The organism is Mesorhizobium delmotii (assembly GCF_900149755.1).
Taxonomy (GTDB): Bacteria; Pseudomonadota; Alphaproteobacteria; order Rhizobiales; family Rhizobiaceae; genus Mesorhizobium; species Mesorhizobium delmotii.
This window is the reverse complement of sequence record NZ_FUIG01000103.1, coordinates 321,912-347,284: the sequence shown is the minus strand read 5'-3', so window position 1 is coordinate 347,284 and position 25,373 is coordinate 321,912. Positions and strand designations below refer to the sequence as shown.

26 protein-coding genes are annotated in these 25,373 nt (G+C 63.0%); 17 read left to right on the top strand and 9 right to left on the bottom strand.

All coding sequences use genetic code 11. The annotated features are described in order from the left end of the window. Positions 1 to 75: 75 nt before the first annotated feature. From BQ8482_RS37270 to BQ8482_RS37260, 3 genes are all read left to right on the top strand, one after another. Positions 76 to 891, top strand: coding sequence for a FadR/GntR family transcriptional regulator (locus BQ8482_RS37270; RefSeq protein ID WP_123152043.1), 816 nt, complete (start codon positions 76 to 78; stop codon positions 889 to 891). A gap of 367 nt (positions 892 to 1,258) precedes the next feature. Further along, positions 1,259 to 2,353: a branched-chain amino acid ABC transporter substrate-binding protein gene (locus tag BQ8482_RS37265; protein ID WP_123152042.1), complete on the top strand. Its 1,095-nt coding sequence runs from the start codon at positions 1,259 to 1,261 to the stop codon at positions 2,351 to 2,353. An 81-nt stretch (positions 2,354 to 2,434) separates the two neighbouring features. Further along, positions 2,435 to 4,897, top strand: coding sequence for a PAS-domain containing protein (locus BQ8482_RS37260; RefSeq protein WP_123152041.1), 2,463 nt, complete (start codon positions 2,435 to 2,437; stop codon positions 4,895 to 4,897). 357 nt (positions 4,898 to 5,254) lie between these two features. On the opposite strand, the gene BQ8482_RS37255 is transcribed toward BQ8482_RS37260, so the two are convergent. Beyond that, a complete protein-coding gene (locus BQ8482_RS37255) occupies positions 5,255 to 6,187 on the bottom strand; it encodes an NAD(P)-dependent oxidoreductase (protein ID WP_123152040.1) in 933 nt (310 codons plus the stop codon). A 155-nt stretch (positions 6,188 to 6,342) separates the two neighbouring features. Here BQ8482_RS37255 and BQ8482_RS37250 point away from each other — a divergent pair, with 155 nt between their 5' ends. Next, positions 6,343 to 7,239 carry an NAD-dependent epimerase/dehydratase family protein gene (locus BQ8482_RS37250; RefSeq protein ID WP_123152039.1) on the top strand — a complete coding sequence of 299 codons (897 nt, stop codon included), beginning with the start codon at positions 6,343 to 6,345 and terminating at the stop codon, positions 7,237 to 7,239. A gap of 102 nt (positions 7,240 to 7,341) precedes the next feature. Beyond that, positions 7,342 to 8,118, top strand: a complete 777-nt coding sequence (locus BQ8482_RS37245) for a FadR/GntR family transcriptional regulator (protein ID WP_123152038.1) — start codon at positions 7,342 to 7,344, stop codon at positions 8,116 to 8,118. A gap of 10 nt (positions 8,119 to 8,128) precedes the next feature. Here BQ8482_RS37245 and BQ8482_RS37240 read toward each other — a convergent pair whose 3' ends face one another. After that, the gene (locus BQ8482_RS37240; RefSeq protein WP_123152037.1) at positions 8,129 to 8,416 is read right to left on the bottom strand and encodes a DUF3175 domain-containing protein; all 288 of its coding nucleotides are present in this window, start codon (positions 8,414 to 8,416) and stop codon (positions 8,129 to 8,131) included. Positions 8,417 to 8,653: 237 nt separating this feature from the next. On the opposite strand from BQ8482_RS37240, the gene BQ8482_RS37235 reads away from it, so the two are divergent. The 10 genes from BQ8482_RS37235 (at position 8,654) to BQ8482_RS37190 (ending at position 17,898) form a co-directional block, all read left to right on the top strand. After that, positions 8,654 to 9,826 carry an MFS transporter gene (locus BQ8482_RS37235; protein WP_123152117.1) on the top strand — a complete coding sequence of 391 codons (1,173 nt, stop codon included), beginning with the start codon at positions 8,654 to 8,656 and terminating at the stop codon, positions 9,824 to 9,826. Between the two features lie 155 nt (positions 9,827 to 9,981). Next, on the top strand, positions 9,982 to 10,305 hold the full coding sequence (locus tag BQ8482_RS37230; protein WP_123152116.1) for an ArsR/SmtB family transcription factor: 324 nt from the start codon (positions 9,982 to 9,984) through the stop codon (positions 10,303 to 10,305). Beyond that, a complete protein-coding gene (locus BQ8482_RS37225) occupies positions 10,302 to 10,712 on the top strand; it encodes an SRPBCC family protein (protein WP_123152036.1) in 411 nt (136 codons plus the stop codon). The genes BQ8482_RS37230 and BQ8482_RS37225 overlap by 4 nt, the downstream gene beginning before the upstream one ends. Before the next feature lie 121 nt (positions 10,713 to 10,833). Then, on the top strand, positions 10,834 to 11,055 hold the full coding sequence (locus BQ8482_RS37220) for a hypothetical protein (protein ID WP_027154326.1): 222 nt from the start codon (positions 10,834 to 10,836) through the stop codon (positions 11,053 to 11,055). Between the two features lie 235 nt (positions 11,056 to 11,290). After that, on the top strand, positions 11,291 to 12,319 hold the full coding sequence (gene gntR, locus BQ8482_RS37215; protein ID WP_123152035.1) for an HTH-type transcriptional regulator GntR: 1,029 nt from the start codon (positions 11,291 to 11,293) through the stop codon (positions 12,317 to 12,319). A gap of 299 nt (positions 12,320 to 12,618) precedes the next feature. Next, a complete protein-coding gene (locus tag BQ8482_RS37210) occupies positions 12,619 to 13,743 on the top strand; it encodes a sugar ABC transporter substrate-binding protein (protein WP_123152034.1) in 1,125 nt (374 codons plus the stop codon). Between the two features lie 69 nt (positions 13,744 to 13,812). Next, on the top strand, positions 13,813 to 15,381 hold the full coding sequence (locus BQ8482_RS37205) for a sugar ABC transporter ATP-binding protein (RefSeq protein WP_123152033.1): 1,569 nt from the start codon (positions 13,813 to 13,815) through the stop codon (positions 15,379 to 15,381). After that, positions 15,378 to 16,358 (top strand): ABC transporter permease, encoded by a 981-nt coding sequence (locus tag BQ8482_RS37200; RefSeq protein ID WP_123152032.1) that lies wholly within the window; start codon positions 15,378 to 15,380, stop codon positions 16,356 to 16,358. Before BQ8482_RS37205 ends, BQ8482_RS37200 begins: the two co-directional genes overlap by 4 nt. Continuing rightward, positions 16,355 to 17,341 carry an ABC transporter permease gene (locus BQ8482_RS37195; RefSeq protein WP_123152031.1) on the top strand — a complete coding sequence of 329 codons (987 nt, stop codon included), beginning with the start codon at positions 16,355 to 16,357 and terminating at the stop codon, positions 17,339 to 17,341. The genes BQ8482_RS37200 and BQ8482_RS37195 overlap by 4 nt, the downstream gene beginning before the upstream one ends. A gap of 29 nt (positions 17,342 to 17,370) precedes the next feature. Beyond that, complete coding sequence (locus BQ8482_RS37190; RefSeq protein WP_165848857.1) at positions 17,371 to 17,898, top strand: gluconokinase; 528 nt, start codon at positions 17,371 to 17,373, stop codon at positions 17,896 to 17,898. Between the two features lie 41 nt (positions 17,899 to 17,939). Here BQ8482_RS37190 and BQ8482_RS37185 read toward each other — a convergent pair whose 3' ends face one another. Further along, positions 17,940 to 18,389, bottom strand: coding sequence for an RrF2 family transcriptional regulator (locus BQ8482_RS37185; protein ID WP_029351604.1), 450 nt, complete (start codon positions 18,387 to 18,389; stop codon positions 17,940 to 17,942). A 255-nt stretch (positions 18,390 to 18,644) separates the two neighbouring features. Further along, positions 18,645 to 19,631: a sulfate ABC transporter substrate-binding protein gene (locus BQ8482_RS37180; protein ID WP_123152029.1), complete on the bottom strand. Its 987-nt coding sequence runs from the start codon at positions 19,629 to 19,631 to the stop codon at positions 18,645 to 18,647. 261 nt (positions 19,632 to 19,892) lie between these two features. Between BQ8482_RS37180 and BQ8482_RS37175 the strand changes: the two genes are divergently transcribed. Both BQ8482_RS37175 and BQ8482_RS37170 read left to right on the top strand, forming a co-directional pair. Continuing rightward, positions 19,893 to 20,168, top strand: a complete 276-nt coding sequence (locus tag BQ8482_RS37175; protein WP_123152028.1) for an antitoxin — start codon at positions 19,893 to 19,895, stop codon at positions 20,166 to 20,168. Further along, a complete protein-coding gene (locus BQ8482_RS37170; protein ID WP_123152027.1) occupies positions 20,165 to 20,563 on the top strand; it encodes a type II toxin-antitoxin system VapC family toxin in 399 nt (132 codons plus the stop codon). Before BQ8482_RS37175 ends, BQ8482_RS37170 begins: the two co-directional genes overlap by 4 nt. 13 nt (positions 20,564 to 20,576) lie before the next feature. Here BQ8482_RS37170 and BQ8482_RS37165 read toward each other — a convergent pair whose 3' ends face one another. From BQ8482_RS37165 to BQ8482_RS37145, 5 genes are all read right to left on the bottom strand, one after another. After that, the gene (locus BQ8482_RS37165) at positions 20,577 to 21,617 is read right to left on the bottom strand and encodes a sulfate/molybdate ABC transporter ATP-binding protein (RefSeq protein ID WP_123152026.1); all 1,041 of its coding nucleotides are present in this window, start codon (positions 21,615 to 21,617) and stop codon (positions 20,577 to 20,579) included. 15 nt (positions 21,618 to 21,632) lie between these two features. Next, a complete protein-coding gene (gene cysW, locus BQ8482_RS37160) occupies positions 21,633 to 22,517 on the bottom strand; it encodes a sulfate ABC transporter permease subunit CysW (RefSeq protein WP_123152025.1) in 885 nt (294 codons plus the stop codon). Further along, positions 22,510 to 23,361, bottom strand: a complete 852-nt coding sequence (gene cysT, locus BQ8482_RS37155) for a sulfate ABC transporter permease subunit CysT (RefSeq protein WP_123152024.1) — start codon at positions 23,359 to 23,361, stop codon at positions 22,510 to 22,512. The genes cysW and cysT overlap by 8 nt, the downstream gene beginning before the upstream one ends. A 32-nt stretch (positions 23,362 to 23,393) precedes the next feature. Continuing rightward, positions 23,394 to 24,422 (bottom strand): sulfate ABC transporter substrate-binding protein, encoded by a 1,029-nt coding sequence (locus tag BQ8482_RS37150; RefSeq protein ID WP_123152115.1) that lies wholly within the window; start codon positions 24,420 to 24,422, stop codon positions 23,394 to 23,396. 242 nt (positions 24,423 to 24,664) lie between these two features. After that, positions 24,665 to 25,321: a M15 family metallopeptidase gene (locus BQ8482_RS37145; protein ID WP_244603135.1), complete on the bottom strand. Its 657-nt coding sequence runs from the start codon at positions 25,319 to 25,321 to the stop codon at positions 24,665 to 24,667. Positions 25,322 to 25,373: the final 52 nt, after the last annotated feature.

Genomic DNA, 25,373 nt, shown 5'->3' with positions numbered 1-25,373 from the left:
TGCGAGGTGACATTGCCGGGGCGATAGGCTCCCGCTTTGCCGCGCCTTGAGTTCAGCCTGTGCCGGGGAACATGGATGTCGGACGCAAGATTGAAAAAGCGACTTACCACGGTCAAGGCACGGGCCAAGGTCAAGGCACGGGCCAAGGTCAAGGCACCGGCCGCCCGTCCAACCGGCGCCCGCCGTGCCGATGCGGCGCTGATCCCCGGATCGAGCGTGCATGCGTCGCTGGCCAACGAGATCGGCCTCAGGATCGTGCGCGGCGACTATCCGCCGGGAACCATCCTGCCCAACGAAGCCAAATGGTCGGAAACCTTCGACGTCAGCCGCTCGGCGGTGCGTGAGGCGATCAAGATGCTGATGGCCAAGAGCCTGCTGGCCTCACGCCCCAAGATCGGCAGCTGGGTCGAGCCGAAGGAGCGCTGGAACCTGCTCGATCGCGACGTGCTGGCCTGGTACGCCACGGCGCCCGATCGCGAAATGTTCCTGCGCACCGTCCAGGAATTCCGCCACATCATCGAGCCGGAAGCCAGCGCCTTTGCGGCGATCCGGCACAGCGACGAGCAGATGGCTGAGATCAGCCAGGCCTGCCGGGAGATGGGCGAGGCGGCGACGCTGCCGGAGCGCACCCGCGCCGATACGCGATTTCATCTCGCCATCCTGCGAGCGTCGGGCAACGACCTCCTGGTGCCGCTCGGCGTGTTGATCGAATCCGCGCTCGACCATCTGTTCGTCTTTGTCACCCGCGAGACCAGCGACCAGCGGCGGGCGCAGTCACTGCACGAGGCGATCGAAAAGAACATCCGTCTCAGGCGTCCGGCGGCTGCAAGGAATGCCGTGCACAGGCTGCTCGCCAACACCGACGACGTTATCGGGCGGTCGCGGCGATAAGGTCAAACGCAATCGCTCTGAACGGCAAAGTTCGGCTCTAAGCGGAAACTCGTTCGCGCTCGGCCGAATTCCCGCCCATGACCCGAAAGCGACCTTCGTAGGTCGGGCCGGAACGTCTGCAAAGGGGGCAATCCACTTCGTAGCACGCGATGGCAACAACCGCTTAGGCCCGATTTTGTTGAGAACCTCGGCAAGCGCGAGCGCTTTAGCCGTCAACTAACCCGCGCAGGGATACGGCAAATCCAGGTATAAGCCTAATCAAAGACGAGACGAGTGCGCTGTAGGAACAGCCAAGATATCCACGTTCGCGGAAAGGACTGTCGGCGTTGACGGGATTGGCGTAAACTACACGCTTGGGGTGTCATCCATGCGTATCATCACAGTGGCTTTTGTGGCGCTCGCGGCGTTGTTCATCTGCCCCGCGCGGGCGGAGGTATTGGTCGGGGTTTCGGCCGCGATGACGGGACGGCTCGCCTGGATTGGTGAGCAGGGGCAGCGTGGGGCAGAGATGGCTGTTGCCGACTTCAATGCGGCGGGCGGCGTTCTCGGCCAGCAGGTGGGGTTAATCGCGGTCGACGATTTCTGCGATCCCGAGCAGGCGGTGGTGGCAGCCCGGAAGCTGGTCGCTGATGGCGTGGTGCTCGTCATCGGTCATTACTGCTCCGGAGCCTCGATCCCGGCATCGAAAGTGTACGAGGCGGCGGGAGTTCTGCAGATTTCGCCGGGATCGACCAATCCGCAGCTGACCGAACAGGGTCGGGCCAACGTCTTCCGCGTCATTGGTCGCGACGATACGCAAGGTATCGTGGCCGGCAACCACCTAGCCGATCGCTGGGGCGAAAAGAAGGTCGCGATCCTTCACGACACCACGACATATGGGAAAGGTCTCGCCGATGAGACCAGAAAGCAGCTGAACAAGCGGGGCGTGACCGAAGCTGTCTACGACGCGTACACCCCAGGCAAGGACGACTATTCGGCCGAGGTCGCTGCACTACAGGCCGCTGGCATCGCCGTGCTGTATGTCGGTGGGTATCATGCCGAGGTTGCGCTGATTGTTCGCGCCGCACGCGACCGCGGCTACGCGGTTCAGATCATCTCCGGCGATGCCCTGGCGACCGAGGAATTTGCCCTGATCGCCGGCCCCGCGGCCGAGGGGACCCTCTTCACGTTCTCCGCGGACCCACGGCGAAACCCCGAAGCGGCCCCGGTAGTGGAGCGATTCCGTGCCGAAAACTTCGAGCCCGCAGGCTACACGCTGCTGAGCTACGCTGCCGTCCAGGTCTGGGCGCAGGCGGTCGAGAAGGCAGGTTCGCTGGAGCTGGCGACGGTCATCGCGACCCTGCGCGGGCAGGAGTTCGACACTGTCCTGGGCTCGATCGATTTCGACGACAAGGGCGATCTCTCGACCCAGAACTGGGTATGGTACGTCTGGCGAAGTGGAGAGTACGTGCCGGTCGAGTAAGGGCCAATTCGACGGCGCGCCGCTTGAGATATCTGATGCAGACCACGTTAGCGGGTTCATTCGGATCAAAGCGTTGCCGCGATGCTTGAACGCCTCGGCATACGCGGCCGCCTGCTGCTGGCTTTTTTCGGGATCAGCGCCTTCGCAGTGCTGGCAACAGCGGCTGCCCTGTATGCCTTTCTCCAGGTCGGCGACGTCGTCGACCGCATCACCAGGGATCGAGTGCCGTCGGCGCTTGCCTCCCTCCAGCTGTCGCGCCAAGCCGAGCGGGTCGCGGCCATTGCGCCGGCCGTGCTGACGTCAACTAGCAAAGCCCGGCACAACGAAGTCTCGGCCGCGATCGGGGTCGAGATGACGCGCCTCGAGGAGCTGCTGGCCGCGCTCAAGGGTGCCGCGCTTGGAACGCCAGCGGTGGCTGAGATCGAGGCTGCGGTGTTCGGTCTCAGGCGCAACCTCGACGCTCTCGACGACCTTGTTGCCACGCGCCTCGCCGTGGTCGCGCGCAAGGAAGAGCTGTTGCGCCGCTTGTCGGCGACGACAATTGCAGGCCAGCGTCTCGTGGCCCCCGGCATCCTAGTGATGAATTCCAGGCTCGCGCAGTGGCGGGCCGCGGCCGACGCATCGCTCGCGCCGGATCGAAGCGCGGCGGTCATGGCCGATCTCGTCCAGGCGATTGCAGCCTACATCCCCCAACAGAGGGCGCACCAGGAGATGTCGGCGGTCAACGACGCTCTGGTCAGGACGGCGGACGCGTCGACGCCGGGCGATCTGGCGTTGATCCTGTTTCCGCTGCGCCGGTCCCTTGCCGCTCTGGAAACGATCTCCGCCGAGATCGCCGAGAAGCTGCAGGTCCGCTTTCGACAACGGGTGGACGAGTTTAAGGCGCTGATCGATGGCGAAAAGAGCATCCCCAAGGCCCGCCAGGACGAGCTAGCCGTCCTGGCGCAGGGCGAAAAGCTTCTCGGCGAAAACAATCGGCTGTCGCGCAGCCTCACCGCTGCCGTTGATCGGCTGGTCGCCGCGGCGGACCGCGAGATCACCGCGTCCGGTCTCGAAGCCGCGGTCGTCCAGCGCTACGGCACCGGAGTTGTCCTTGGCTCCGCCTTCCTCAGCCTTCTGAGTTCGGTTCTGGTGGTCTGGCTCTATGTTGACCGAAGCCTTCTCGCCCGGCTGGGGGCGGTGAGCCAAGGCATGTTCGCGATCGCTGGCGGCAACCTTCGAGCGCCCCTACCTGCCGCCGGCCGAGACGAAATCGGCCGCATGGCCGAGGCGCTCAGGCTGTTCCGGGACACCGCGGTCGAGGTCGAGGAAAAGAACCTGCGCGAGGTCGCCGAGGCGCGCCAGCGGCTCGTCGATGCCATCGAGAGCATCTCCGAGGGATTCGCTCTCTACGACGGGCAGGACCGGCTCGTCCTCAGCAACAGCCGCTATCGCGAACTGCTCTACGCCGGCCTGGAGGAAATGACGCCCGGCACGATATTCGAGCACATCATCCGCCGGTCTGCTGAGCGCGGCTACATCAAGGATGCTGAGGGGCGGGTCGAGGAATGGGTCGCCGAGCGGCTCTCCCGGCACCGCAACCCTGGCGACCCCTGGGTGCAGCGGCGCGGCGATGGACGATGGATCATGATAGGCGAGCGGCGGATCACCGGCGGCGGAACGGTCGCCGTCTACTCGGACATCACGGAGCTGAAGCAACGGGAGGAGAACCTCGCCGAGAAATCCGCGGCTCTCGAGGCGCTTTCCAACAAGCTGGCCAAGTATCTCGCGCCGCAGGTGTACAAATCGATATTTTCCGGCCGTCAGGACGTCAGGATCGCCAGCCAGCGCAAGAAGCTGACCATATGCTTCTCAGACATCGCTGGCTTTACCGAGACCACTGACAAGATGGAGTCCGAGGATCTCACCCAGCTCCTCAACCACTATCTGACGGAAATGTCGAAAATTGCTTCGGATCACGGCGCAACGATCGATAAGTATGTCGGTGACGCGATCTTGATGTTTTTCGGCGATCCGGAGACTCGCGGTGTCAAGGAGGACGCGCTCGCCTGCGTCGAGATGGCCCTCGCCATGCAGAAGCGGATGACCGACCTTGCCGAAATCTGGCGTGACATCGGCATCGAAACGCCGCTGCGCTGCCGCATCGGCATCCATACCGACTACTGCACCGTCGGCAACTTCGGCAGCGAAGACCGGATGGACTACACGATCATCGGCGGCGCCGTGAACCTCGCCTCACGCCTCGAGCAGGAGGCGCCGCCGGGCGCCGTGCTCATTTCCTATGAGACGTTTGCGCAAGTGAAGGACATGATCGACTGCGACGAACTGGGGCACATCCACGTCAAGGGGATCGCCTATCCGGTCGCCACCTATCGCGTCATCGATCTGAAGGCCAATATGGTCGCCGCCCGCAGCGCCGTTCGAACCGTGCTGCCGCATCTCAGGCTGGAGGCTGAACCCGAGCTGATGTCTGCTGACGAGCGTGACCAAGCCGCTAATGCGCTTCGAGACGTGCTCGATCGACTTTGTCACAAGCTTGGGTAGTGGGGCTCGCGCCCGCACCCGGTTCGTCGCCTTCTACAGCGCTCACCTTGTCGACCAACGCAGGGATGGTTCCTTCGCCAGCGCCTCCCTTGGGGCCGAGACTTGACCTTCCCGGCGTCGCTGGCAAGGTCGGCAATTGGCGCCACTTGCTCGTTCTCATCGGCGAGACGAATGGCAACATTCTACCCATCTTGGCCATTTGCGCTGGCTGGTTGGGTTTGCCCCTAGATGGTAGTCCTAAAGGTTCGGTTCGGAAGATGATGATCAAACAGGAGCATAGCGCCTGGTTCTATTGCAATGAATCAGGCTTTGGGCTCATGAAATTCCATGTCGGCTCTGCAGCCTTCATTGCGCGTCCTATCGGACGCGTGGCGCTGTAGGCGGCGTCAGGTCGACGCCGTTGACCTTGCCGATATGCGTGGCCAGCATCGGCACATACTGATCGGCCGGCCCGGCGGCGAATGCGCCGGCGAAGGCGTTCTTGGTGGCATTACCGAGCGGGTTGGCGATGCCGGCGGCACCCGCCATCGATTCGAGATAGGTGAGGTCTTTGAAGGCGTTGGCGATGGTGAATTTGTGCGCGTCGCGGTCGCCTTCCAGCGTCCAGCGCATAAAGGTCTGGTAGAAGCCGCAATCCATGCGGCCGTTGCGGATGACGCTGTCGAAGCGCGGCGGCGAGATGCCGACCTTCTGCGCCAGCGCCAGCGCCTCGGAATAGATCGCCGCATAGCCCAGCGAAATGAAATTGTTGAGCAGCTTCATGCGGTGGCCGTCGCCGGTGTCGCCGATATGGACGATACGTCCGGCCCAGGTGTCGAGCACCGGCTTCAGCCGGGCAAAGACCGCGTCGGATGCGCCGACCATGGCGTCGAGCGTGCCTTCCCACGCCTCCTTCGGCGTGCGGCTCAGCGGGGCATCGACATAGTCGACGCCGAGCGCCTTAAGTTCGGCGGCAAGCGTTACCGTCGAGGTCGGATCCGAGGTCGAGCAATCAACGACCACCGAACCCTTCTTCAGGCCTTCCTTGAGGCCGCCGGGCCCGCGGATGATAGCTTCGACCTCGCGCGAGCCGGTGACGCAGATGAAGACGATATCAGATGCCACTGCCACGTCGCGCGAGGTCGCGGCTTCCTCCGCACCCCGGCCAAGCAGGTCTTGCGCCGGCGCGCGGTTCTTGCGGCCGAGAAACGTCAGGGAATAGCCCTTATCGACGATATTCTTCGCGATCCCGTGGCCCATCAAGCCAAGTCCGATGAAGCCGATCTTCTCGCTCGCGGCGGTCGTGTTCATGTCGTGTCGTCCTGTGTTGCTGATATCGATGACGGCGCTGCACTTTGGCAGGCGAATTGTTGAAGCGGGTTTTCGCCGCAGGCGGTTGGCAGGCGATTGCGGAATGCCATATTGTCTGACAATACACATGAATCTTAGGGAATGTGGAGAGCAAAATGACGAAGCGGATCATGTTCACCGGCGGCAGCGGCAAGGCCGGGCGTCACGTCGTGCAGTATCTGGTCGAGCAGGGCTGTCAGGTGCTCAACATCGACACCAAGCCGCTCGACAACCCCAAGGTGCGCACCTTGATCACCGATATCACCGACAGCGGGCAGGTGTTCAATGCGCTGTCGAGCTATATGGGCCTGCATGAATTCGACCCGTCGCTGCGCGCGCAGCCAGTCGATGCAGTGGTGCATTTCGCGGCGATCCCGCGCATCATGATCACGCCCGACAACGAGGTGTTCCGCATCAACGCGCTCGGCACCTACAATGTCATCGAGGCGGCGGTGAAGCTCGGCATCCGCAAGGTGGTGATCGCTTCCAGCGAGACGACCTATGGGCTGGTCTTCGCCAACGAGCCGCGCGACCCGACACATTTCCCGCTCGACGAGGAGTACGATGTCGATCCGATGGATAGCTACGCGCTGTCGAAGATCGTCAACGAGAAGACGGCGCGCGCCTTCGCGCTGCGCAGCGGCATCGACATCTACGCTTTGCGCATCGGCAACGTCATCGAGCCGCATGAATATTCGCTGTTTCCGAAATGGTTCGCCGATCCGGGTTTCCGCAAGCGGATCGCCTGGAGTTATGTCGACGCGCGCGACCTCGGCCAGATCACGTTGCGCGCCATCGAGAAGGACGGGCTCGGCTATCAGGTGTTCAACGCCGCCAATGACGACACCTCGTCCGACCTGCCGACGGCCGAATTGCTGAAGCGGTTTTATACCGGCGTGCCGGTCAAGGGCGAACTTGGTGAATACGAAACGCTGCTCTCCAACCGCAAGGCGCGGGATATGCTCGGATTCCGCCCGGAACACAGCTGGCGGAAATACGTCAAAACGACATGATGGGGTCGATGCATCCGGGCTGATCTGTGCACAGAAGCAGGCTTTGCAGCCCGAGGCTTTTCCCGTGCTTGACAGCTTTCGGAATCCGGACTTTGTGAACGCATGCGGGACGGCAAGCCGAATAAGAGAAAAACACCGGCCAAGGCGGCGTCCGCCGAGCGCGCGGCAGTCGTGCGTCGCGCCGACGCGGCGCGTATGCCTGGGTCGAGCGTGCATGCGTCGCTGGCCAATGAAATCGGTCTCAGGATCGTGCGCGGCGACTATCCGCCGGGAACCATCCTGCCCAATGAAGCCAAATGGTCGGAGACCTTCGACGTCAGCCGCTCGGCGGTGCGCGAAGCGATCAAGATGCTAATGGCCAAGAGCCTGCTGGCCTCGCGCCCGAAGATCGGCAGCTGGGTCGAGCCGAAAGAGCGCTGGAACCTGCTCGATCGCGACGTGCTCGCCTGGTACGCGACATCGCCCGACCGCGAGGTGTTCCTGAAAACGGTGCAGGAGTTCCGCCACATCATCGAGCCGGAAGCGACCGCCTTTGCCGCCATGCGGCGCACAGACGAGCAGATGGCCGAGATCAGCCAGGCCTGCCGGGATATGGGGGAGGCGACGACGCTGCAGGAGCGCACGCGCGCCGATACGCGGTTTCATCTGGCCATCCTGCGTGCATCCGGCAACGATCTTCTGGTGCCGCTCGGCGTGCTGATCGAATCGGCGTTCGATCATCTGTTCGCGTATACGACGCGGGAACTGGACGATTTGCAGCACGCGCAGAAGCTGCACGAAGCGATCGAAAAGAACATCCGCCTGCAGCGGCCGGATGCGGCGCGCAACGCGGTCCGCAAGCTCCTGGCCAACACCGACGGCGTCATCAAGTCGAGGTAAAGTCGATCCTCTAATCTTGTTTCGGGCGCCCGAACGCGGCGCGCAGCTCGTCCTTGGCGTCCTCCAGCACTTTCTTCTGCTCGGCCGGCAGGTTTTTGCCGGCACGGTTGATGTAGAAATTCAGCATCGACATGGCGGACTGGAACGGCTCGGCCTTGCGCCGCTCGCTGTGTTCGGCCGATCGCTTCAGCGAGGCTGCGATCTTCTTGGGATCGTGGGATTCGAAGATATGTTCCTCGAGGTCCAGCGCGTCGCTGTGCTCGGTGACCTCGGCCGACCATTTCCTTTTCGCGGTCATGACAAACTCCTTCCATTGGTGCGTTGATAGAAAACTCCGGGACGGCAGCCACTGTTCCACCGCAGCTCGAATCCCTGGAGCCACGGATTTGCCTGTCGTGGCGCTGCACGGCGCCGCCAATGCACCGATAGTGGTGTCGAACCGGTCGATTTTGCAGAATCGCGGACAGGAAACGCCTTGACCACAACCGTCTCCAGCCAGGCAAGCAGCCGCGGCATCGACAGCGCCTATGCCTGGATGCGGCTCGGCATTTCCGTGCTGCTGGCGACGATCGGCGGCGTCGGCATGTGGGCGGTGGTCGTGGTGCTGCCCGCCATGCAGGCTGAATTCGGCGTCGATCGCGCCGCCGCTTCGACGCCCTATACCGCGACCATGATCGGCTTCGCCGTCGGCAATGTGCTGGTCGGCCGCGCCATCGACCGCATCGGCTACTGGATCCCGGCGCTCATTGCCTCGGTGACGCTCGGTACCGGGTTCCTGCTGGCGTCGCTGACCACTTCGATCCTGCAGTTCACCCTTGTCCAGGGGCTTTTGATCGGCGTCGGCACGTCGGCGATTTTCGGGCCGCTGATCGCCGACATCTCGCACTGGTTCAACCGCCGCCGCGGCGTCGCGGTGACGGCTGCCGCCGCCGGCAGCTATCTCGCCGGGGTGATCTGGCCGTTGGCAATGCCCTACGTCATGCAGAGCGAGGGCTGGCGCTTCACCTATGCCGCGATCGGCGTCGTCTGCCTCGCGACCATGCTGCCGCTGATCCTGCTGCTCAGGCGCGGCGCACCACATGCCGCCGCTCCCGGTTCACCCGGCAGCCGGCCGGTCCAGCCGATCTCGCTGTCACCGGCAGCGCTGCAGGTGTTGCTCGTCGTCGCCGGCCTTGGCTGCTGCGTGGCGATGTCGATGCCGCAGGTCCATATCGTCGCCTATTGCATGGATCTCGGCTACGGCGTGGCGCGAGGCGCCGACATGCTGTCGATCATGATGGCGGCGGGCGTCGTCAGCCGGCTGGCGTCCGGCTTCCTTGCCGATCGCATCGGCGGCGTGAAAACCCTGCTGATCGGCTCGGTGCTGCAAGCCCTGTCGCTGTTGTTCTACATCCCCTTCGACGGGCTCGCGTCGCTTTACGTCGTCTCGCTGGTCTTCGGCCTGTCGCAGGGCGGCATCGTGCCTTGCTATGCCATCATCGTGCGCGAATATATGCCCGCCAAGGAGGCTGGCCAGCGCGTCGGCATCGTAATCATGGCAACCATCTTCGGCATGGCGATCGGCGGCTGGATGTCGGGCTGGATCTATGATCTGACCGGCTCCTACGCCGCCGCGTTCCTCAACGGCATCGCCTGGAACCTGCTGAACATAGCCGCCATGGTGCTGCTGCTGTGGAAAGCGCGGCGCAGCGCTGCGGCTATAGCTTGAGCACTGACCCGACTGGCCAGTCGATGCCGTTGGAATAACCATAGTTCGCTGACTAGTCGCTGACAGTCCGCCATCGCCGGGCCACGTTCCTGCTTGACTTACACATATCTCGGCGGTTATTGATTGATCAAATAGCCAGCGAGTTATCGATTACGATGCCACAGCCCCACGAGATCCTCTTTAAAACGCTTGCCGATCCGACGCGACGGGCCATCTTCGAGCGGCTGTGTCGCGACGGAGACCAGACCGTCGCGGCCCTGACCGCTCGGGCCGGGGTCTCGCAACCGGCCGTGTCAAAGCATCTTGGGGTTCTGAAGCAGGCCGGGTTGGTGCGCGACCGTCATGAAGGCCGCAAGACGCACTATAGCGCGGAGCTCGGTGCCTTGGCGCCGCTGATCGACTGGACGAACCAAATGGCTGGGTTCTGGCAAAGCCGGTTCGACAACCTCGAAGATTTGCTCAAAAGGATGGACCAATGACCAATACTGAGACCGAAACGCGCGCCGTCGTTGTCGAACGGGAGGTCGCTTTTCCGCCGGAAAAGATCTGGCGCGCGCTCACCCAATCACACCTGATCGAGGAGTGGCTGATGAAGAACGATTTCAAGCCATACCAGGGGCACCGTTTCAATCTCAGCGCGGACTGGGGGGTGGTCGACTGTCAGGTCCAGGCAGTCGAGCCCAACAAGACGCTGTCTTACACGTGGGATACCAAGGATCTCAAAAGTGTCGTCACCTGGACGCTCACCCCTACGAACACGGGGACTCATCTGCGCATGGAGCAGTTGGGCTTCCGGCCGGATCAGCAGCAGTACTACCAGGGTGCCCAATATGGATGGCAGCGGTTCTTTACTAACCTGGAGCAAGTCCTGGCGCGGATAGAGTAAGGCGTGCCGGCGCCAACGGGCAATGGCCAACAAGACGTCTTCAAATCAAACAAGCTTGCAGCAAGGAAGGCTGCCGCCGGGTCGCCCGATCCGCTTCAGCTCGTCTTCAGAGGAGGTGCTCATGAACTGGAACACGTGGATTCGGCAATTCCACCGCTGGCTGTCGATCATTTTTACGGCGGTCGTCGCTGCCATCTTCATCACCTTGGGCGTAGGTGTCGAGCCCGCCTACTGGGTGTACCTCATGCCGCTGATCCCGCTCGGCTTGCTTATGCTCAGCGGTCTCTACTTATTCGCGTTGCCCTATGCCACGAGGTGGCGCAGCGGACGACGCACGGCGTAGAAGCCTGAGCACGGTGGACGACAAGACGCCCGCGAACCCACCCACAGCCGAAATTCAAACTGTGGCGCTACCCGAGTTCGGGTAGCTGTCCTGGCCAGTTCGCTTGACAATGGGGTAAGGCTGCGCGACGCCAGACGGGTGCGGCAAGTCGGGTTGGCATGGCGACAGTGGCAAAGACGCTGAACAGCATTTCGCGGCCGCGCTTCGGCGAAGGCGCCGCGTTCGGGACAAGGCTATGACCAAACCGCGCTCGCGCCGCGGCGGCGGCCGTCCGACGATTGCCGATGTCGCGCGTAAGGCCGGTGTCGGCGCCATCACGGTTTCCCGCGCCTTGCGCGAGCCGGGGCGTGTTTCGGAGGATCTGCGCCGCCAGATCCAGGCGGCCGTCGATGAACTCGGCTATCTGCCCGACCCGAATGCGCGAGCATTGGCTTCGGCGCGCGCCGAGGTCTTTGGCGTGCTGGTGCCGTCGCTCACCAACAGCGTCTTTGCCGAAGTGCTGCGCGGCATCTATGACAGCCTGTCCGACAGCTCCTACCGCATTCAGCTCGGCAATACCCATTATTCCGGCCTCGAGGAGGAACGGCTGCTGCAGGTGTTCGGCCCGCAGCGCCCGGCGGCGCTGATCGTGGCGGGCATCGACCAGACGCCAACGTCGCGAAGACTGCTCGAGACGGCCGGCTGTCCGGTGGTGCAGGTCATGGAGACCGGGCCCGATCCGGTCGACATGATGGTCGGCTTCTCGCATTTCGACGGCGGCAAGGCGGCGACGGAGCACATGATTGAAACGGGCTATCGCCGCATCGGCTTCATCGGCGCGCGCATGGACCCACGCTCGCAGCGTCGGCTGGCCGGCTATCGCGCGGCGATGGAGGCGGCCGGTCTGTTCGACGCGCGGCTGATCACCACCACGCCGGTGCCGTCCAGCGTGACGCTCGGGCGCGAACTGTTTCGTGACGCGCTGGCCAAGGTGCCGACGCTGGACGGAGTTTTCTGCAACAATGACGACATTGCGCTCGGCGTACTGTTTGAGTGCCACCGCGCCTCGATCGCCGTGCCGAAGACGATCGGCATCACAGGCTTCAACGATCTCGACATGATGGAAGTGGCTTTTCCATCCATCTCCAGCGTCCGGACGCCTCGCTACGAGATCGGCCGGCTGTCGGTCGCGATGGCGCTCGCGGCGATTGCAGGCAAGCGGCCGCAAGAGCCGGTCGTCGACCTCGGCTTCGAGCTCAGGTGCCGCGAGAGCACTGCCCGCTGAAAGCACTTCCAGGCATCGCGAAATGACGCTTTACACGGCGTCATGGGTAGCGCTACCATCTGCCTTTGGGAGGAAGCACGCGGCAAAGACCGAAGTCTGTTTATTATATATAAGCGACAGCTCACGCTTGTTTATTATGTATAATATGATAGTTTTTACTTCGGTTAGCCGAGCGACAAGGGAGGAGATCGGGTCGGCATTCGGCCGCCTGGAAGGCGCGAAGGGCAAGGCGGGAGGTGCCGGGCCGGACGCGCGAGACGCGTAGGCACAATCAAAAACTGCAACTGGGAGGAATATCGATGTTCAAGTCACTTGTTGGTGGCATCGTTGCCGCCACTGCATTCGTCATGCTGAGCTCGTCGGCGCTCGCCGAAGCCGAAATCGTCAAAGGCCCGTCCGCCGAGCCGGACTGCTTCGCGCCGTGGGCGGCCGACACGCAGTTCTTCAAGTTCCCCAAGAAGGAAGGCCCGTACCGCATCGCGCTTGCCAATGGCTACATCGCCAACACTTGGCGCATCCAGATGGTGCAGACGGCGAAGGCCTATGCGGCGCAGCCGGAGGTCGCGGCGAAACTGAAGGAATTCAAGGTCGTCTCGACCGGCGAAGACGTGCCGGCGCAGATTTCGGCGATCAACAACTTCATCGATTCCGGATATGACGCGATCGTCGTCAACGCGCAGAATCCGACAGCGTTCGGACCGGTCATCAAGCGCGCCAAGGAAGCCGGCGTCGTGCTGGTCGCCTTCGACAACATTCTCGACACCAAGGACGCCATCAACGTCAATGTCGACCAGAAAGGCCTTGGCGAGTTGTGGGCCAACTGGCTGGTCAAGCATGTGCCCAATGGTGGCAAGATCCTTGAGGTGCGCGGCGTTGCCGGCACGTCGGTCGACACCGACCGCCATAACGGCATCCACGAGGTTTTCAACGCTTCCGGCAAGAAGTGGGAGGTCACCGAAGTCATCGGCAAATGGGACGATGGCGTGGCGCAAAAGGCTACGGCCGACGCGATCGCCACCAACGGTCCCTTCGACGGCATCACCGGGCAGGGCGGCGACACCGGCATCGTCCAGGCGATGATCGATGCCAAGCATCCGTTCGTGCCGTTCGGCGGCGAAACGGAGAATGGCTTTCGCAAATTCTGCGCGAAGTTTGCCGCAGAGGGGCTGAAATGCTCGTCGGCCGGAACCGGCCCGGCCCAGGTTGCGGTCGCCATCAAGACGGCGATTGCCGCGCTCGAAGGCCAGGTCGTCCCGCAAGCGGTGAAGCTGCCGCTGGCGATCGTCGAGGATCCGAACTTCAAGGAAGGCGAGGACTATTTCCCCGACCAATCCGACAATTTCTTCGTCGGCAACTCTTTCCCGACCTGCGGCATCAACTTCACCGCGCAGGAAATCATGGGCCAGAGCAAGGAAAACCAGTAGACTGTCGCTCGGCGCCGCGGGCTATCCCGCGGCGCCGGTCCCAAAGAACAAGCGCCTTGGGAGGGGCCGATGGACGGTGCGGTTCCGCTCTTCCGCATGGAGGGCATATCCAAGCGCTATGGCGGTGTGCGGGCGCTGGAAAAGGCCGAGCTTTCGGTTACATCAGGCAGCATTCACGCCATTCTTGGCGAAAACGGCGCCGGCAAATCGACGCTGATCAAGGTCATGGCCGGCGTCGTCGCACCTGACGAAGGCCGCATGATGCTGGACGGAAGCGAAGTGACCTTCGCGTCGCCGGCCGCGGCCAACCAGGCCGGCATCGTCTGCATCTTCCAGGAACTGTCGCTCGTCCCCGAACTCAGCGTCGCCGACAACATCGTCATTTCCGATCCGCCCAGGCGTTTCGGCATGATCGACCGTAAGGCGCAGCGCCGCATCGCGGAAGAAGCCCTTGCTCGCGCCGGCGCTGCCGACATCCACCCGCTGGCGCTGGTCAAGGATCTTCCTCTTTCAAGAAGGCAGATGGTCGAGATCGCCAAGGCGCTGGCACGCAAGCCGCGCATCCTGATCCTCGACGAGGCGACCTCGGCGCTGACCGCGGCCGACGTCGCGAAGATTTTCGGCGTCTTGAAGCGGCTGCGCTCGGAAGGGCTGGCGCTGCTCTACATCTCGCATCGGATGAACGAGATCGCCGAGCTAGCCGACCAGTGCACGGTGTTCCGCAACGGCCGCAACGTCGCCAGCTACGCGGCTCGCACGAAGAGCGACAATGAAGTCGTCGAGCTGATGATCGGCCGCGAATACAGCCATATTTTCCCACCGAAGCCGGTGCGCGCGCCGGCTATCACCGCTCCGGTACTGGAGGCGCGAAAACTGTCCTGGACTGACAGGCTGGACAATATCTCGCTCACGGTCGACGCAGGCGAGGTCGTCGGCCTCGGCGGTCTCGACGGCCAGGGCCAGCGCGAATTGCTGCTCGCCTTCTTCGGTGTGTTGCGCGGCCTCAGCGGCCAGATATTGATCGATGGCAAGCCAGCGGTCATCGCCAGCCCGGCCGCCGCCCGGGATGACCGGATCGGCATGGCGCTGATCCCGGAAGATCGCAAGACGGAAGGCCTGATGCTGCCGATGACGGTGCGCGAAAACCTCTCCTTCGCCGCACTCGACCGGCTGTCCAGGGCAGGCATCATCGACCGTGCCGCCGAGCAGCGGCTGATCGACGACATGGTCGGTCTGCTGGCGATCAAGACGGCAGGGCTCGACATTCCGGTCGGCGCGCTGTCCGGCGGCAACCAGCAGAAGGTCGTCATCGCCAAATGGCTGATGCGGCAGCCGCGCATCATCCTGCTCAACGACCCGACGCGGGGTATCGATGTCGGCACCAAGCAGGAACTGTATCAATTGATGCGCAAGCTTGCCGACCAAGGTGCGGCGATCCTGTTTTACTCCACCGATTATGACGAGCTGATCGGCTGCTGCGACCGGGTGCTGGTGCTCTATGACGGAGCGGTCAAGCGCGAGCTAGTCGGCGCCGAGATCACCGAGCGGGCGCTGATCGCCAGCGCGCTCAACATCCATGGCGAAGAGATGCCTGTTAGAGGCATGGCGAAGACGCCAGCCCGAGGAGCGGACGCGTGAAGGATTGGCGCTATTGGCTTGCCGAACAACGCGGAACGCTGCTGGCGTTCGGCATCTTCATCGTGATGTTTACGATCTACACCTCGAACCATCCAGCGGGCTTTACCGCCAATGTCGTGCAGACGGCTTCCAACAAGGGCGTGCTGCTTGCCTTCGTCGCCATGGCGCAGACGCTGGTGGTGATCACCGCCGGCATCGACCTTTCCGTCGGCATGATCTTCCTGCTGACCAACTGCCTGGCCTCATGGCTGGTCATCGGCACCGGCATCGAGACCGCGTTGGGCGTCGTCGCGGTGCTTGGCACCGGGCTGCTGTGCGGGGCGATCAACGGCGCCATCGTCATCTACGGACGGCTGCAGCCGATCGTCACCACCATCGCCACCGGCGCGGTCTATTTCGGCATCGCGCTGCTTTTGAGACCCTTCCCGGGCGGCTCGGTCAACGAGGATCTCGCCGACGCGCTGACCGGGCGGCTGTTCGGCGTGGTGCCGGCGAGCCTGGTGGCGCTGCTGGCCGTCGTGCTCGTCGTCTGGGTGCCGTTCAGCCGCTCCGTGCTTGGCCGCGCGGCTTATGCGGCCGGATCGTCTGAGATGGCGGCCTACATGTCCGGCGTGCCGATCCGCCGCGGCAAATTCGCCGCCTATGCGCTGGCCGGCCTGCTGGCCGCGATCGGCGGGCTGTTCCTGACCTTCTTCACCTATACGGGCGAGGCGGCCTATGCCAGCGGCAATGCCTATACGCTGTTCTCGATCGCCGCCGTGGTGCTCGGCGGCGTCTCGCTGTTCGGCGGCAAGGGCAGCGCCATCGGCGCGATTTTCGGGGCGCTCGCCTTCCGCACCATCGGCGACCTGCTCTTCGTCTTCGATTTCGATCCGCTCTGGCAGCCGCTGTTCCAGGGCGTCATCCTGCTGATCGCCGTCAGCCTTGGCGCCTTCGCCCTGTTCAGGGTCCGCAACCGGCTGGAGTGGTTCCTGTGAGCGAAACGACCGTCGGCGGCATCGCTGGCCGCATGCCGAAATTCATCCGCCGCGCCGACCCCGCGGTGCTGACGGCCTTTGCCTGTATCGTGCTGCTGCTGTTTGTCGGCAGTCTTTATTCGCGCAGCTTCCTGTCGCCGGAATATCTGCTGCAGCAGCTCAAGGTGGCCTCGTTTCTCGGCGTCATCGCCACCGGCATGATGCTGGTCATCCTGCTCGGCCAGATCGACCTGTCCGTGCCGTGGTCGGTGGCGGCGGGCGCAATGATGGCCTGTGCGGCCGCCGCCTACGGCCCGGTCGGCGTGGCGCTGGCGATCCCGTTCGGCATTTTCTGCGGCGTCGCGATCGGCGTCGTCAACGGCATCGGCGTCGCTTATCTGCGCATTCCCTCGATGATCATCACGCTTGCCACCAATGCCGTCGCGCAAGGGCTGATGGTGGTCTATACGGGCGGCTTCTCGCCGCAGGATTCGGCAACCCCGGCGATGCGCTATCTGGCGACCGGCTTTGCCATTCCGGGCGTGCCCAACGCGGTCGTTATCTGGGCGCTGATCGGCGCTGCGACGGTCTTCGTGCTGACCCGCACCGGCTTTGGCCGTACCGTCTACGGCATCGGCAACCGCGAGCGCGCCGCCTACCTCTCCGGCATCGACACGCGGCGCGTGGTGCTGATCGCCTTCGCCGTGTCCGGCGGGCTCTCCGCCTTCGGCGGCGTGCTTCTGGCCGGCTATGCCTCCAAGGCGGCGCAGTCGATGGGCGACGCCTATCTCCTGCCGTCGATCGCAGCGGTCGTGCTTGGCGGCACCTCGATCCTCGGCGGCCGCGGCTCCTATCTCGGCACGGTCGCCGGCGTCATCCTGATCACGCTTTTGCAATCCATTCTTTCGGTCATGCAGATGCCGGAGGCGGGCCGGCAGATCATCTACGGCGTCGTCATCGTCGCCATGCTCCTGCTTTACGGCCGCGCGCCGGCCAGCCGCTGACCCGCATCGTGGACGAAAAGGCAGCACAAATGCAGAGGGATGCCGTCCGGTCCGCACCGGCCGTCGTGGTGATGGGCGTCGCCGGTTGTGGCAAGTCGGCCGTCGGCGAAGCGCTGGCCGCAGCGTTGGGCGCCATCTTCGTCGAGGGCGACCGGCTGCATCCGCCGGAAAACGTCGCGCGTATGGGAAGAGGCGAGCCGCTGACCGACGCATTGCGCGAAGGCTGGCTCGACGCGATCGGCCGGCGCATTGCGGGATCGGTCGGCGAAGGGCAAGGCGTGGTCGCCGCCTGTTCGGCGCTGAAGCGCAGCTACCGCGAACGTCTGCGCGGCTTTTGCCAAGACATCGTTTTCCTCTATCTGGAAATCGATCCCGCGACCGCAAAGCAGCGTGTCGGCTCCCGCAAGGGCCATTTCATGCCGGCAAGCCTGGTCGACAGCCAGTTCGCCACGCTCGAAGCGCCGGCAGCCGACGAGAACGCATTGACGCTCGATGCGACGCGCCCGGTCGCCGACATTGTCGGCGATGTCGTGAGCCTGTTCGAGGCGAATTCATGAGCCGGCTTCGCCGGCGCGGATCCCGCTTTAGCGGCGGCTGATCAGATCTGCGACGTCAGTTCGACTGGAAAATCGTCATTGTCGGCGTCGCGCATCGCGGCGAGGCTGCGATTGTCCAGCACCTCGGCGATCGCCTGGCGCACCTCCAGCATCATGTTCCGGACCTGGCATGTCGCTTCGTCGCAATCCTCGCAGCGCTGATATTGGGTGCGGCTGGCGCAAGGGATTGGCGCCAGCGGCCCGTCGAGGACACGCACGACATGGCCGATCTTAATCTCGGAGGCCGGCCGGGCGAGGCGATAGCCGCCTTCCTTGCCCTTGCGGCTCTGGACGAAGCCGGCATTGCGCAATTCGCCCAGAATGGCATCCAGGAATTTCTTCGGGATGTTGTTGGCGACGGCAATGTCGTTGACGAATGCGAGCTGGCCGACCGGCAAGCCTGACAGATGCACGAGGGCCTTGAGGCCGTATTTGCCTTTTTTGGTAAGCATGCCCGATTCAGTTCATGAAAACCCCAACCGCCCCGCATCTGGCGGTTGTTTGTGTGTAAATCATGACGTTTTGGTCGCGCGATGCAGTTTCGCGAAAACAAGCCGTCTGATGGAACGGTAGGCACAAACACTTTGATTCTTCGTGACGTTTTGGATGGTCCGCCCCGAAAATGCGCGAAATCACCTTTCCGGACCGCGAAAACGAAGAAGGCCGGCAAAAGCCGGCTTTCTTATCACGTTCGAAGATTGCTTGCTTCAGCGGCTACCATAGGTCTGGTCGAGCAGTCCGCCGGCTGCGAAATGCTCGACCTTGACCTTGGCCCAGCCGCCGAAGACGTCCTCCACCGTCAGCAGGCGGACATCGGGAAACTCGGCCTTGTATTTGGCGGCGACCGCCGCGTCGCGAGTCCGCAGGCCGTTGCGGGCGGCGATGTCCTGGCCCTGCGGCGTGTAGAGGAAGTCGAGATAGGTCTTGGCGAGGTCACGCGTGCCATGCTCGTCGGCGACCGTATCGACGATCGCCACCGGAAACTCCGCCAGCAGGCTGACCGAGGGTGTCACCTGCTCGAACTTGTCATCGCCATACTCCCTGCGGACGCCGCGCGTTTCCGACTCGAAGGTGATCAGCACGTCGCCGATCTCGCGCTGCACGAAGGTGGTGGTGGCGGCGCGTCCGCCGGAGTCGAAGATCGGGACGTTGTTGAACAACTTGGTGACGAATTCCTTCACCTTGGCGTCGTCGTCCTTGAAGGCCTCCTTGGCGTAGGCGGTGGCCGCCAGATAGGTGTAGCGCGCATTGCCGGACGTTTTCGGGTTGGGGAAGATCACCTGGACGTCGTCGCGCACGAGATCGTTCCAATCCTTGATGTTTTTCGGATTGCCGGCGCGCACCAAAAAGGACGGCAGCGAATAGAAAGGCGAGGCGTTGTCGGGGAAGTCCTTCTGCCAGTCGGCGGAGATAAGACCCTTCGAGACCAGGAAGTCGATGTCGATGACCTGGTTGAAGGTGACGACATCGGCGCCGAGGCCCTCGGCAATGGCGCGCGCTTGCGCCGACGTCCCGGCATGCGACTGATCGATGGCCACGCCGGGGTGCTCGGCGATGAAGGCCTTGTTGACCTGCGCAAACAATTCGCGGCCTACATCATAGGACGCATTCAGCAGTCTGTCGGCCGACCAGGCTTGGGAGGATGCCAGGAACAGGCCGGTCAATGTGGCGACGCCAAGCAAAAATCGCTTCATGAAAACAGGCCTCCAACGCAGTGCGCTTATTACCCAACCATAGCGGCAAGGCATGATGGGCGACGAGACACGTAGAATGGCTTCGCCACATCATCGCGAGAAAAATGTTCCCATTCCGGGCCGTCGCTAGGATTTTCTTTCAAGCAGGGTGTTCGAGGCTCACCTGGGCAGCGGTGCCCGGTCGGCCCTTGTGCTGGCAAGACGATTGCGTCATGGCGTAATCGGGCATATACAAATGGTATATACAAAGGAGCCGTCGCCATGCCCCAGCGCCGCCATTCTACAACGCCACCGAAAGAGGCGAAGCTGTTTCGTAACAATCGCAGCCAAGCGGTGCGCATTCCTGTCGAGTTCGAGCTCCCCGGCGAAAAGGTCTTGATCAGCCGTGAAGGCGACCGCTTGGTCATCGAGCCGGTCCGCAAACCTGGCCTCACGGGGCTGCTCGCGCAATGGGCGAAAGAGCCGCGGCTCGGTCCCGAGGAGGACTTCCCCGAGATCGACGATATGCCTGTCAAATCCGAGGATTTTTTTAAATGAGGTTCATGCTGGACACGAACATTATCAGCGACATGATCCGAAACCCGGCAGGCAGAGCCGCCAGCGCCATCCTGCGCGTGGGAGACGCCGCCGTGTGTACCAGCATCGTCGTCGCCTCGGAACTGCGATATGGCTGCGTCAGGAAAGGATCGGTCAAGCTGCTCAAGAAAGTCGAGGAATTGCTGGCTGAGATTCCTGTCTTGCCGCTCGATGTGCCGGTGGATGTCGAGTACGGCGCGATTCGCGCCGAGTTGGAACGCATCGGCCAGACCATTGGCCAAAACGACCTTTTTATTGCTGCCCACGCCTACGCACTGGGCACTACCCTGGTGACGGCCAACACGGCAGAGTTCAACCGGATCAAAGGCCTGAAGGTCGAGAACTGGCTGGTGTAGGCCGGATAGAGGATCAAGCAGTCGGAAAAAGCTTCCAGCGCCGCGGCCTGAACGCCACCCGGCTTTTCTGCGCCGCCGGATGGTCGACGGGCAGCTCGATCTCGACCCGCTGACGCTCGCCGCCGATTTCGAGCTCCACCCGTCTGGTGCCGGCGACGCGGCGGCTGGCGGCGACCGTGCCGGCGATGCAGCCATTGCATTCGTCCACCAGTTCGACATCGTGCGGACGGAAGAACAGCGTCGCTCCGCCTTGCGGTGCATGCGGCGCGGACAGCCCGATCGGGCGGTCGGCGATCCAGACCTGACCGTCTTCGACCTTGACGGGAAGCGCGCTCGATTCACCGATGAAGCCGTAGACGAACGGCGAGTTCGGCGTGTCGTAGATTTCATCGGCGGTGCCGACCTGCTCGATGCTGCCCTGGCTCATCACCACGACGCGGTCGGCAAGCTCGAGCGCCTCTTCCTGGTCATGGGTGACGAAGACCGTGGTGTGGCCGGTGGCGTCGTGGATGTCGCGCAGCCAACGGCGCAGTTCGCGGCGGACCTGGGCATCGAGCGCGCCGAACGGCTCGTCGAGCAAAAGCACGGCCGGTTCGATCGCCATGGCGCGGGCAAGCGCCACACGCTGGCGCTGGCCGCCGGAAAGCTGCGCCGGATAGCGTTTCTCCAAGCCGGAAAGCTGGACGAGGTCGAGAAGCTCTGAGGCACGGCGGCGGATTTCCTGCGCCGACGGCCGTGACGGCCCGTGCCGAACTTTTAAGCCGAAGCCGATATTGTCGGCCACCGTCATATGGCGAAACAGCGCATAATGCTGGAAAACGAAGCCGACATTGCGCTCCTGGATCGACTTTTGCGACGCATCCTCCTCGCCGAAGAAGATCTTTCCTTTCGTCGGCCGCTCCAGCCCGGCTATCAGCCTGAGCAGCGTTGTCTTGCCGGAGCCGGAAGGCCCGAGCAGCGCGATCAACTCGCCGGACTTGATGTCGAGCGAAACGTCGTGGAGGGCCGGAAACCGTTCAAACTCCTTGCGCACGTTGGCAACGCGAACTTCCATCAACCGTCCCTTTTTTCAGTGTCCGCGCGTCGCGGCGATCTCGGCGCCGTAGCGCATTTCGAGAAGTGTTTTCAAGACCAGCGTGACGAGCGCCAGGCCCGCAAGCAGCGAGGCGACGGCGAAGGCGGCGGCTGCATTGTACTCGTTATAGAGGATTTCGACATGCAGCGGCATGGTGTTGGTCAGCCCGCGTATGTGGCCCGACACCACCGACACCGCGCCGAACTCGCCCATGGCGCGGGCATTGCACAACAAGACGCCGTAGAGCAGCCCCCATTTGACGTTGGGCAGCGTCACGTACCAGAACGCCTGCCAGCCATTGGCCCCGAGCGACAGCGCCGCCTCCTCGTCTCCATTGCCCTGTTCCTGCATCAAGGGGATCAGTTCGCGGGCGACGAAGGGGAAAGTGACGAAGATGGTGGCGAGCACGATGCCCGGCACGGCAAAGAGGATGACGATGCCATGCGACTTCAGCAAGGCGCCGAGCAGGCCTTGCGCGCCGAACAACAGCACATAGACCAGTCCGGAAATGACCGGCGAAACCGAAAACGGCAGGTCGATGAGCGTGGTTAGGAAGGCCTTGCCCTTGAACTCGAACTTGGCGATCGCCCAGGCGGCGGAGATGCCGAAGACGATGTTGAGCGGCACCGAGATCGCCGCCACCAGCAGCGTCAGGTGGATCGCCGAGCGCGTGTCGAGGTTGGTCAGCGCCTCCGTATAGGCACTGAGGCCCTTTGCGAAGGCTTCGTTGAAGACGACGATCAGCGGCAACAGCAGGAAAATGCCGAGGAAGGCAAAGGTCACGATCATCAGCACGGCTTTCGCCGGGCGGCTTTCGGTTACTGCCGCCGACTGGCTTTCGTGGTGCGGTGCGTAGGATTTGATCTCCGGATCAGCCATAGCGCTTGCGGCTCCACGTCTGCACCAGATTGATGACCAGCAGCATCACGAACGACAAAGCGAGCATGATCGCCGCGATCGCGGTCGCCGCCGCATAATTGTATTCCTCCAGCCGGATGACGATCAGAAGCGGCGCGATCTCGGATTTGTAGGGCAGATTGCCGGCGATGAAGATGACGGAGCCGTACTCGCCGACGCCGCGCGCGAAAGCCAGCGCGAAACCGGTGACGATGGCAGGCGCGAGGCCCGGAAGCAGAACCCGGGCGATGGTCTGGAAGCGATTGGCGCCGAGCGTGGCGGCCACTTCTTCGACCTCCTTGTCGATCTCTTCCATGATCGGCTGGACGGTGCGCACGACAAAAGGCAGGCCGATGAAGATCAGCGCGATGACAATGCCGAGCGGCGTGTAGGCGACCTTGATGCCGAGCGGCGCCAGCAGGCTGCCGAGCCAGCCATTCGGCGCGTAGAGCGTGGTCAGCGCGATGCCGGCAACCGCCGTCGGTAGCGCGAAGGGCAGGTCGACCATGGCATCGACGATTCGGCGGCCAGGAAAGCTGTAGCGCACCAGCACCCAGGCGACGATCGTGCCGAAGACGACATTGACCGCGGCGGCAAAGAAGGCGGTACCGAAGCTGATTTCAAGCGCATTGATGGTGCGGCGGTCGGTGGCGATCGCCCAGAAATCGGCCCAGCCAAGCGCGGCCGATCGCCAGATCAGCCCCGACAGGGGGATGAGGATGATGAGCGTGAGGTAGGCAAGCGAGAAGCCGAGCGTCAATCCGAAACCCGGAATGACGCTCGGCTGTCTGAACCGCCACCCCGCCTTGGCGGGTGCTGTGGTCATGTCGTCCTGATCTAGAATTTAGCTTACTGGGTCTACTGGGCCGGCTTGTAGATCTGGTCGAATATACCACCGTCGCCGAAATGGTAAGGCTGTGCTTTCTTCCAACCGCCAAAAAGCGGATCGTCGATGGTGATCAGCTTGATCTCAGGCAGTTTGGCGAGGTCCTCCGCCGGCACCAAATCGGGCTTCGACGGGCGATAGTGGTTCTTGGCGATCAGCGTCTGGCCTTCCTTGGAGTAGAGATAGCCTAGATAGGCTTCGGCGACTTTTCGCGTGCCTTTGGCGTCGACATTGGCGTCGACCACGGCGACCGGCGGCTCGGCCAGGATCGAGGTCGGCGGGTAAACGATATCGAAATTATCGGCACCGAATTCGTCGAGCGCCAGATAGGCCTCGTTTTCCCAGGCCAGCAGCACGTCGCCCAGGCCTTTTTGCGCGAAAGTCACGGTCGCACCGCGCGCACCGGTGTCGAGCACCGGAACATGAGCGTAGAGATTGCCGACGAATTCCTTGGTCTTGGCCTCGTCACCGCCATCCTTGGCGTTGGCGTAGGCCCAGGCGGCGAGATAGTTCCAGCGCGCGCCGCCCGAGGTCTTGGGGTTCGGGGTGATCACCTGGACGTCGTCCTTGACCAGATCGCCCCAGTCCTGGATGCCCTTCGGGTTGCCTTTGCGGACGAGGAAGATGATGGTCGAGGTGTAAGGCGCCGAGTTGTTCTCGAACTTGGTCCGCCAGTCGGGATTGATCGTCTTCGATTTCTCCACGATGGCGTTAATGTCGCCTTCGAGCGCCAGTGTCACCACGTCGGCGTCGAGGCCGTCGATCACGGCGCGGGCCTGCGCGCCCGACCCGCCATGTGACTGCTGGACGGTTACCGTCTCACCGGTCTCGGCCTTCCAGTGGGCGGCAAAAGCCTCGTCGAATTGCTTGTACAACTCACGTGTCGGGTCATAGGACACGTTGAGGATGGTAGTATCGGCAAACGCGAAACCGAGCGTGCCGAACTGGACAGATGTGGCAACCAGTGCGCCGAGCAGTTTCCTGAAACGAGGATTGGTCATTTCCGCCTCCGTTGAGATCACCTCAATCTACTGAATTGGTAGAAATTAGATGCAATCAATGTTGCTTTTTTTGGCCTTGTGAAGCAATTTTTCGCCGACCTTTGGCCTCATGAGGAAATTCTTTCCTCGCCACGCCGCCATGCGGATTCCGGGCTCATGAAGCGATCTATCTAGAGACAGGTTGCGCCTCGGCAATGGCTGGATGTGGTGCGAGCGCGAATTGCCTTCGCAGCGACCAGCGTTTAGTCGGCGGTCACGGGAAAATCGAAGCGCTGCTTTGGAAACGGCTCGTTTTCCAGCGTGAAGTGCCACCATTCGCGCGCATAATTCCTGAAGCCGCCGGCGCGCATGGCCTCGACAAGCCGATTGCGGTTTGCCGTTGCTTCCCCGGCGAGCGGACGGTGCGCCGTTTCGCTCATCGGGTCGAAACAGTCGAAGCCGGTGCCGAAATCAAGCGTTTCGGCATCTGATACACCGCAGGCCTGTTTCGGAGCGGTTTTGCGGTCGGCTCGCGCGAGAGCGACATCGACGGTCGAGCCGCGCGAATGCGTCGACAGTTCGCCGACATAGCCTTTGGCGATGAGGTCCTTGCGCTTGACCGTCGGATACCATTGCGGGTCGGGTGATCCGCCTTCCCCAGTCCATTCGCCCATGTCGGAGACGGCGCGCGCCGGGCGGTAGCAGTCGAACACGACCAGCGTCAGCCCCACGGCGGCAATCGCTTTCTGGACTCCGGAAAGCGCTTCCGCCGCTCGCCCGGTGAGGATGCATACCGGCGCGTCGTAGCCGGCTGCCTTGCGGTGCAGGAAATTATCTGTGCGGGCGTAGCGGATGTCCTGCCGGATGGTGCGATCGATGTCGGCCAGCCGAACGAAGCCGGCGGGGAGGTCTGCGGACAAGACAGGGGCGGTACCGGCAGCCGACAGCAGGGCGCAAAACGCAATGCGCTGA

Bases quoted from the DNA above. Each gene is read 5' to 3' on its own strand.
- BQ8482_RS37190 (WP_165848857.1), top strand. From the start codon at position 17,371: ATGCAGAGGGATGCCGTCCGGTCCGCACCGGCCGTCGTGGTGATGGGC.
- BQ8482_RS37175 (WP_123152028.1), top strand. From the start codon at position 19,893: ATGCCCCAGCGCCGCCATTCTACAACGCCACCGAAAGAGGCGAAGCTG.
- BQ8482_RS37270 (WP_123152043.1), top strand. From the start codon at position 76: ATGTCGGACGCAAGATTGAAAAAGCGACTTACCACGGTCAAGGCACGG.
- BQ8482_RS37255 (WP_123152040.1), bottom strand. From the start codon at position 6,187: ATGAACACGACCGCCGCGAGCGAGAAGATCGGCTTCATCGGACTTGGC.
- BQ8482_RS37265 (WP_123152042.1), top strand. From the start codon at position 1,259: ATGCGTATCATCACAGTGGCTTTTGTGGCGCTCGCGGCGTTGTTCATC.
- BQ8482_RS37180 (WP_123152029.1), bottom strand. From the start codon at position 19,631: ATGAAGCGATTTTTGCTTGGCGTCGCCACATTGACCGGCCTGTTCCTG.
- BQ8482_RS37150 (WP_123152115.1), bottom strand. From the start codon at position 24,422: ATGACCAATCCTCGTTTCAGGAAACTGCTCGGCGCACTGGTTGCCACA.
- BQ8482_RS37185 (WP_029351604.1), bottom strand. From the start codon at position 18,389: ATGCTTACCAAAAAAGGCAAATACGGCCTCAAGGCCCTCGTGCATCTG.
- BQ8482_RS37240 (WP_123152037.1), bottom strand. From the start codon at position 8,416: ATGACCGCGAAAAGGAAATGGTCGGCCGAGGTCACCGAGCACAGCGAC.
- cysT (WP_123152024.1), bottom strand. From the start codon at position 23,361: ATGACCACAGCACCCGCCAAGGCGGGGTGGCGGTTCAGACAGCCGAGC.
- cysW (WP_123152025.1), bottom strand. From the start codon at position 22,517: ATGGCTGATCCGGAGATCAAATCCTACGCACCGCACCACGAAAGCCAG.
- BQ8482_RS37260 (WP_123152041.1), top strand. From the start codon at position 2,435: ATGCTTGAACGCCTCGGCATACGCGGCCGCCTGCTGCTGGCTTTTTTC.
- BQ8482_RS37245 (WP_123152038.1), top strand. From the start codon at position 7,342: ATGCGGGACGGCAAGCCGAATAAGAGAAAAACACCGGCCAAGGCGGCG.
- BQ8482_RS37210 (WP_123152034.1), top strand. From the start codon at position 12,619: ATGTTCAAGTCACTTGTTGGTGGCATCGTTGCCGCCACTGCATTCGTC.
- BQ8482_RS37225 (WP_123152036.1), top strand. From the start codon at position 10,302: ATGACCAATACTGAGACCGAAACGCGCGCCGTCGTTGTCGAACGGGAG.
- BQ8482_RS37220 (WP_027154326.1), top strand. From the start codon at position 10,834: ATGAACTGGAACACGTGGATTCGGCAATTCCACCGCTGGCTGTCGATC.
- BQ8482_RS37205 (WP_123152033.1), top strand. From the start codon at position 13,813: ATGGACGGTGCGGTTCCGCTCTTCCGCATGGAGGGCATATCCAAGCGC.
- BQ8482_RS37230 (WP_123152116.1), top strand. From the start codon at position 9,982: ATGCCACAGCCCCACGAGATCCTCTTTAAAACGCTTGCCGATCCGACG.
- BQ8482_RS37170 (WP_123152027.1), top strand. From the start codon at position 20,165: ATGAGGTTCATGCTGGACACGAACATTATCAGCGACATGATCCGAAAC.
- BQ8482_RS37250 (WP_123152039.1), top strand. From the start codon at position 6,343: ATGACGAAGCGGATCATGTTCACCGGCGGCAGCGGCAAGGCCGGGCGT.
- BQ8482_RS37235 (WP_123152117.1), top strand. From the start codon at position 8,654: ATGCGGCTCGGCATTTCCGTGCTGCTGGCGACGATCGGCGGCGTCGGC.
- BQ8482_RS37165 (WP_123152026.1), bottom strand. From the start codon at position 21,617: ATGGAAGTTCGCGTTGCCAACGTGCGCAAGGAGTTTGAACGGTTTCCG.
- gntR (WP_123152035.1), top strand. From the start codon at position 11,291: ATGACCAAACCGCGCTCGCGCCGCGGCGGCGGCCGTCCGACGATTGCC.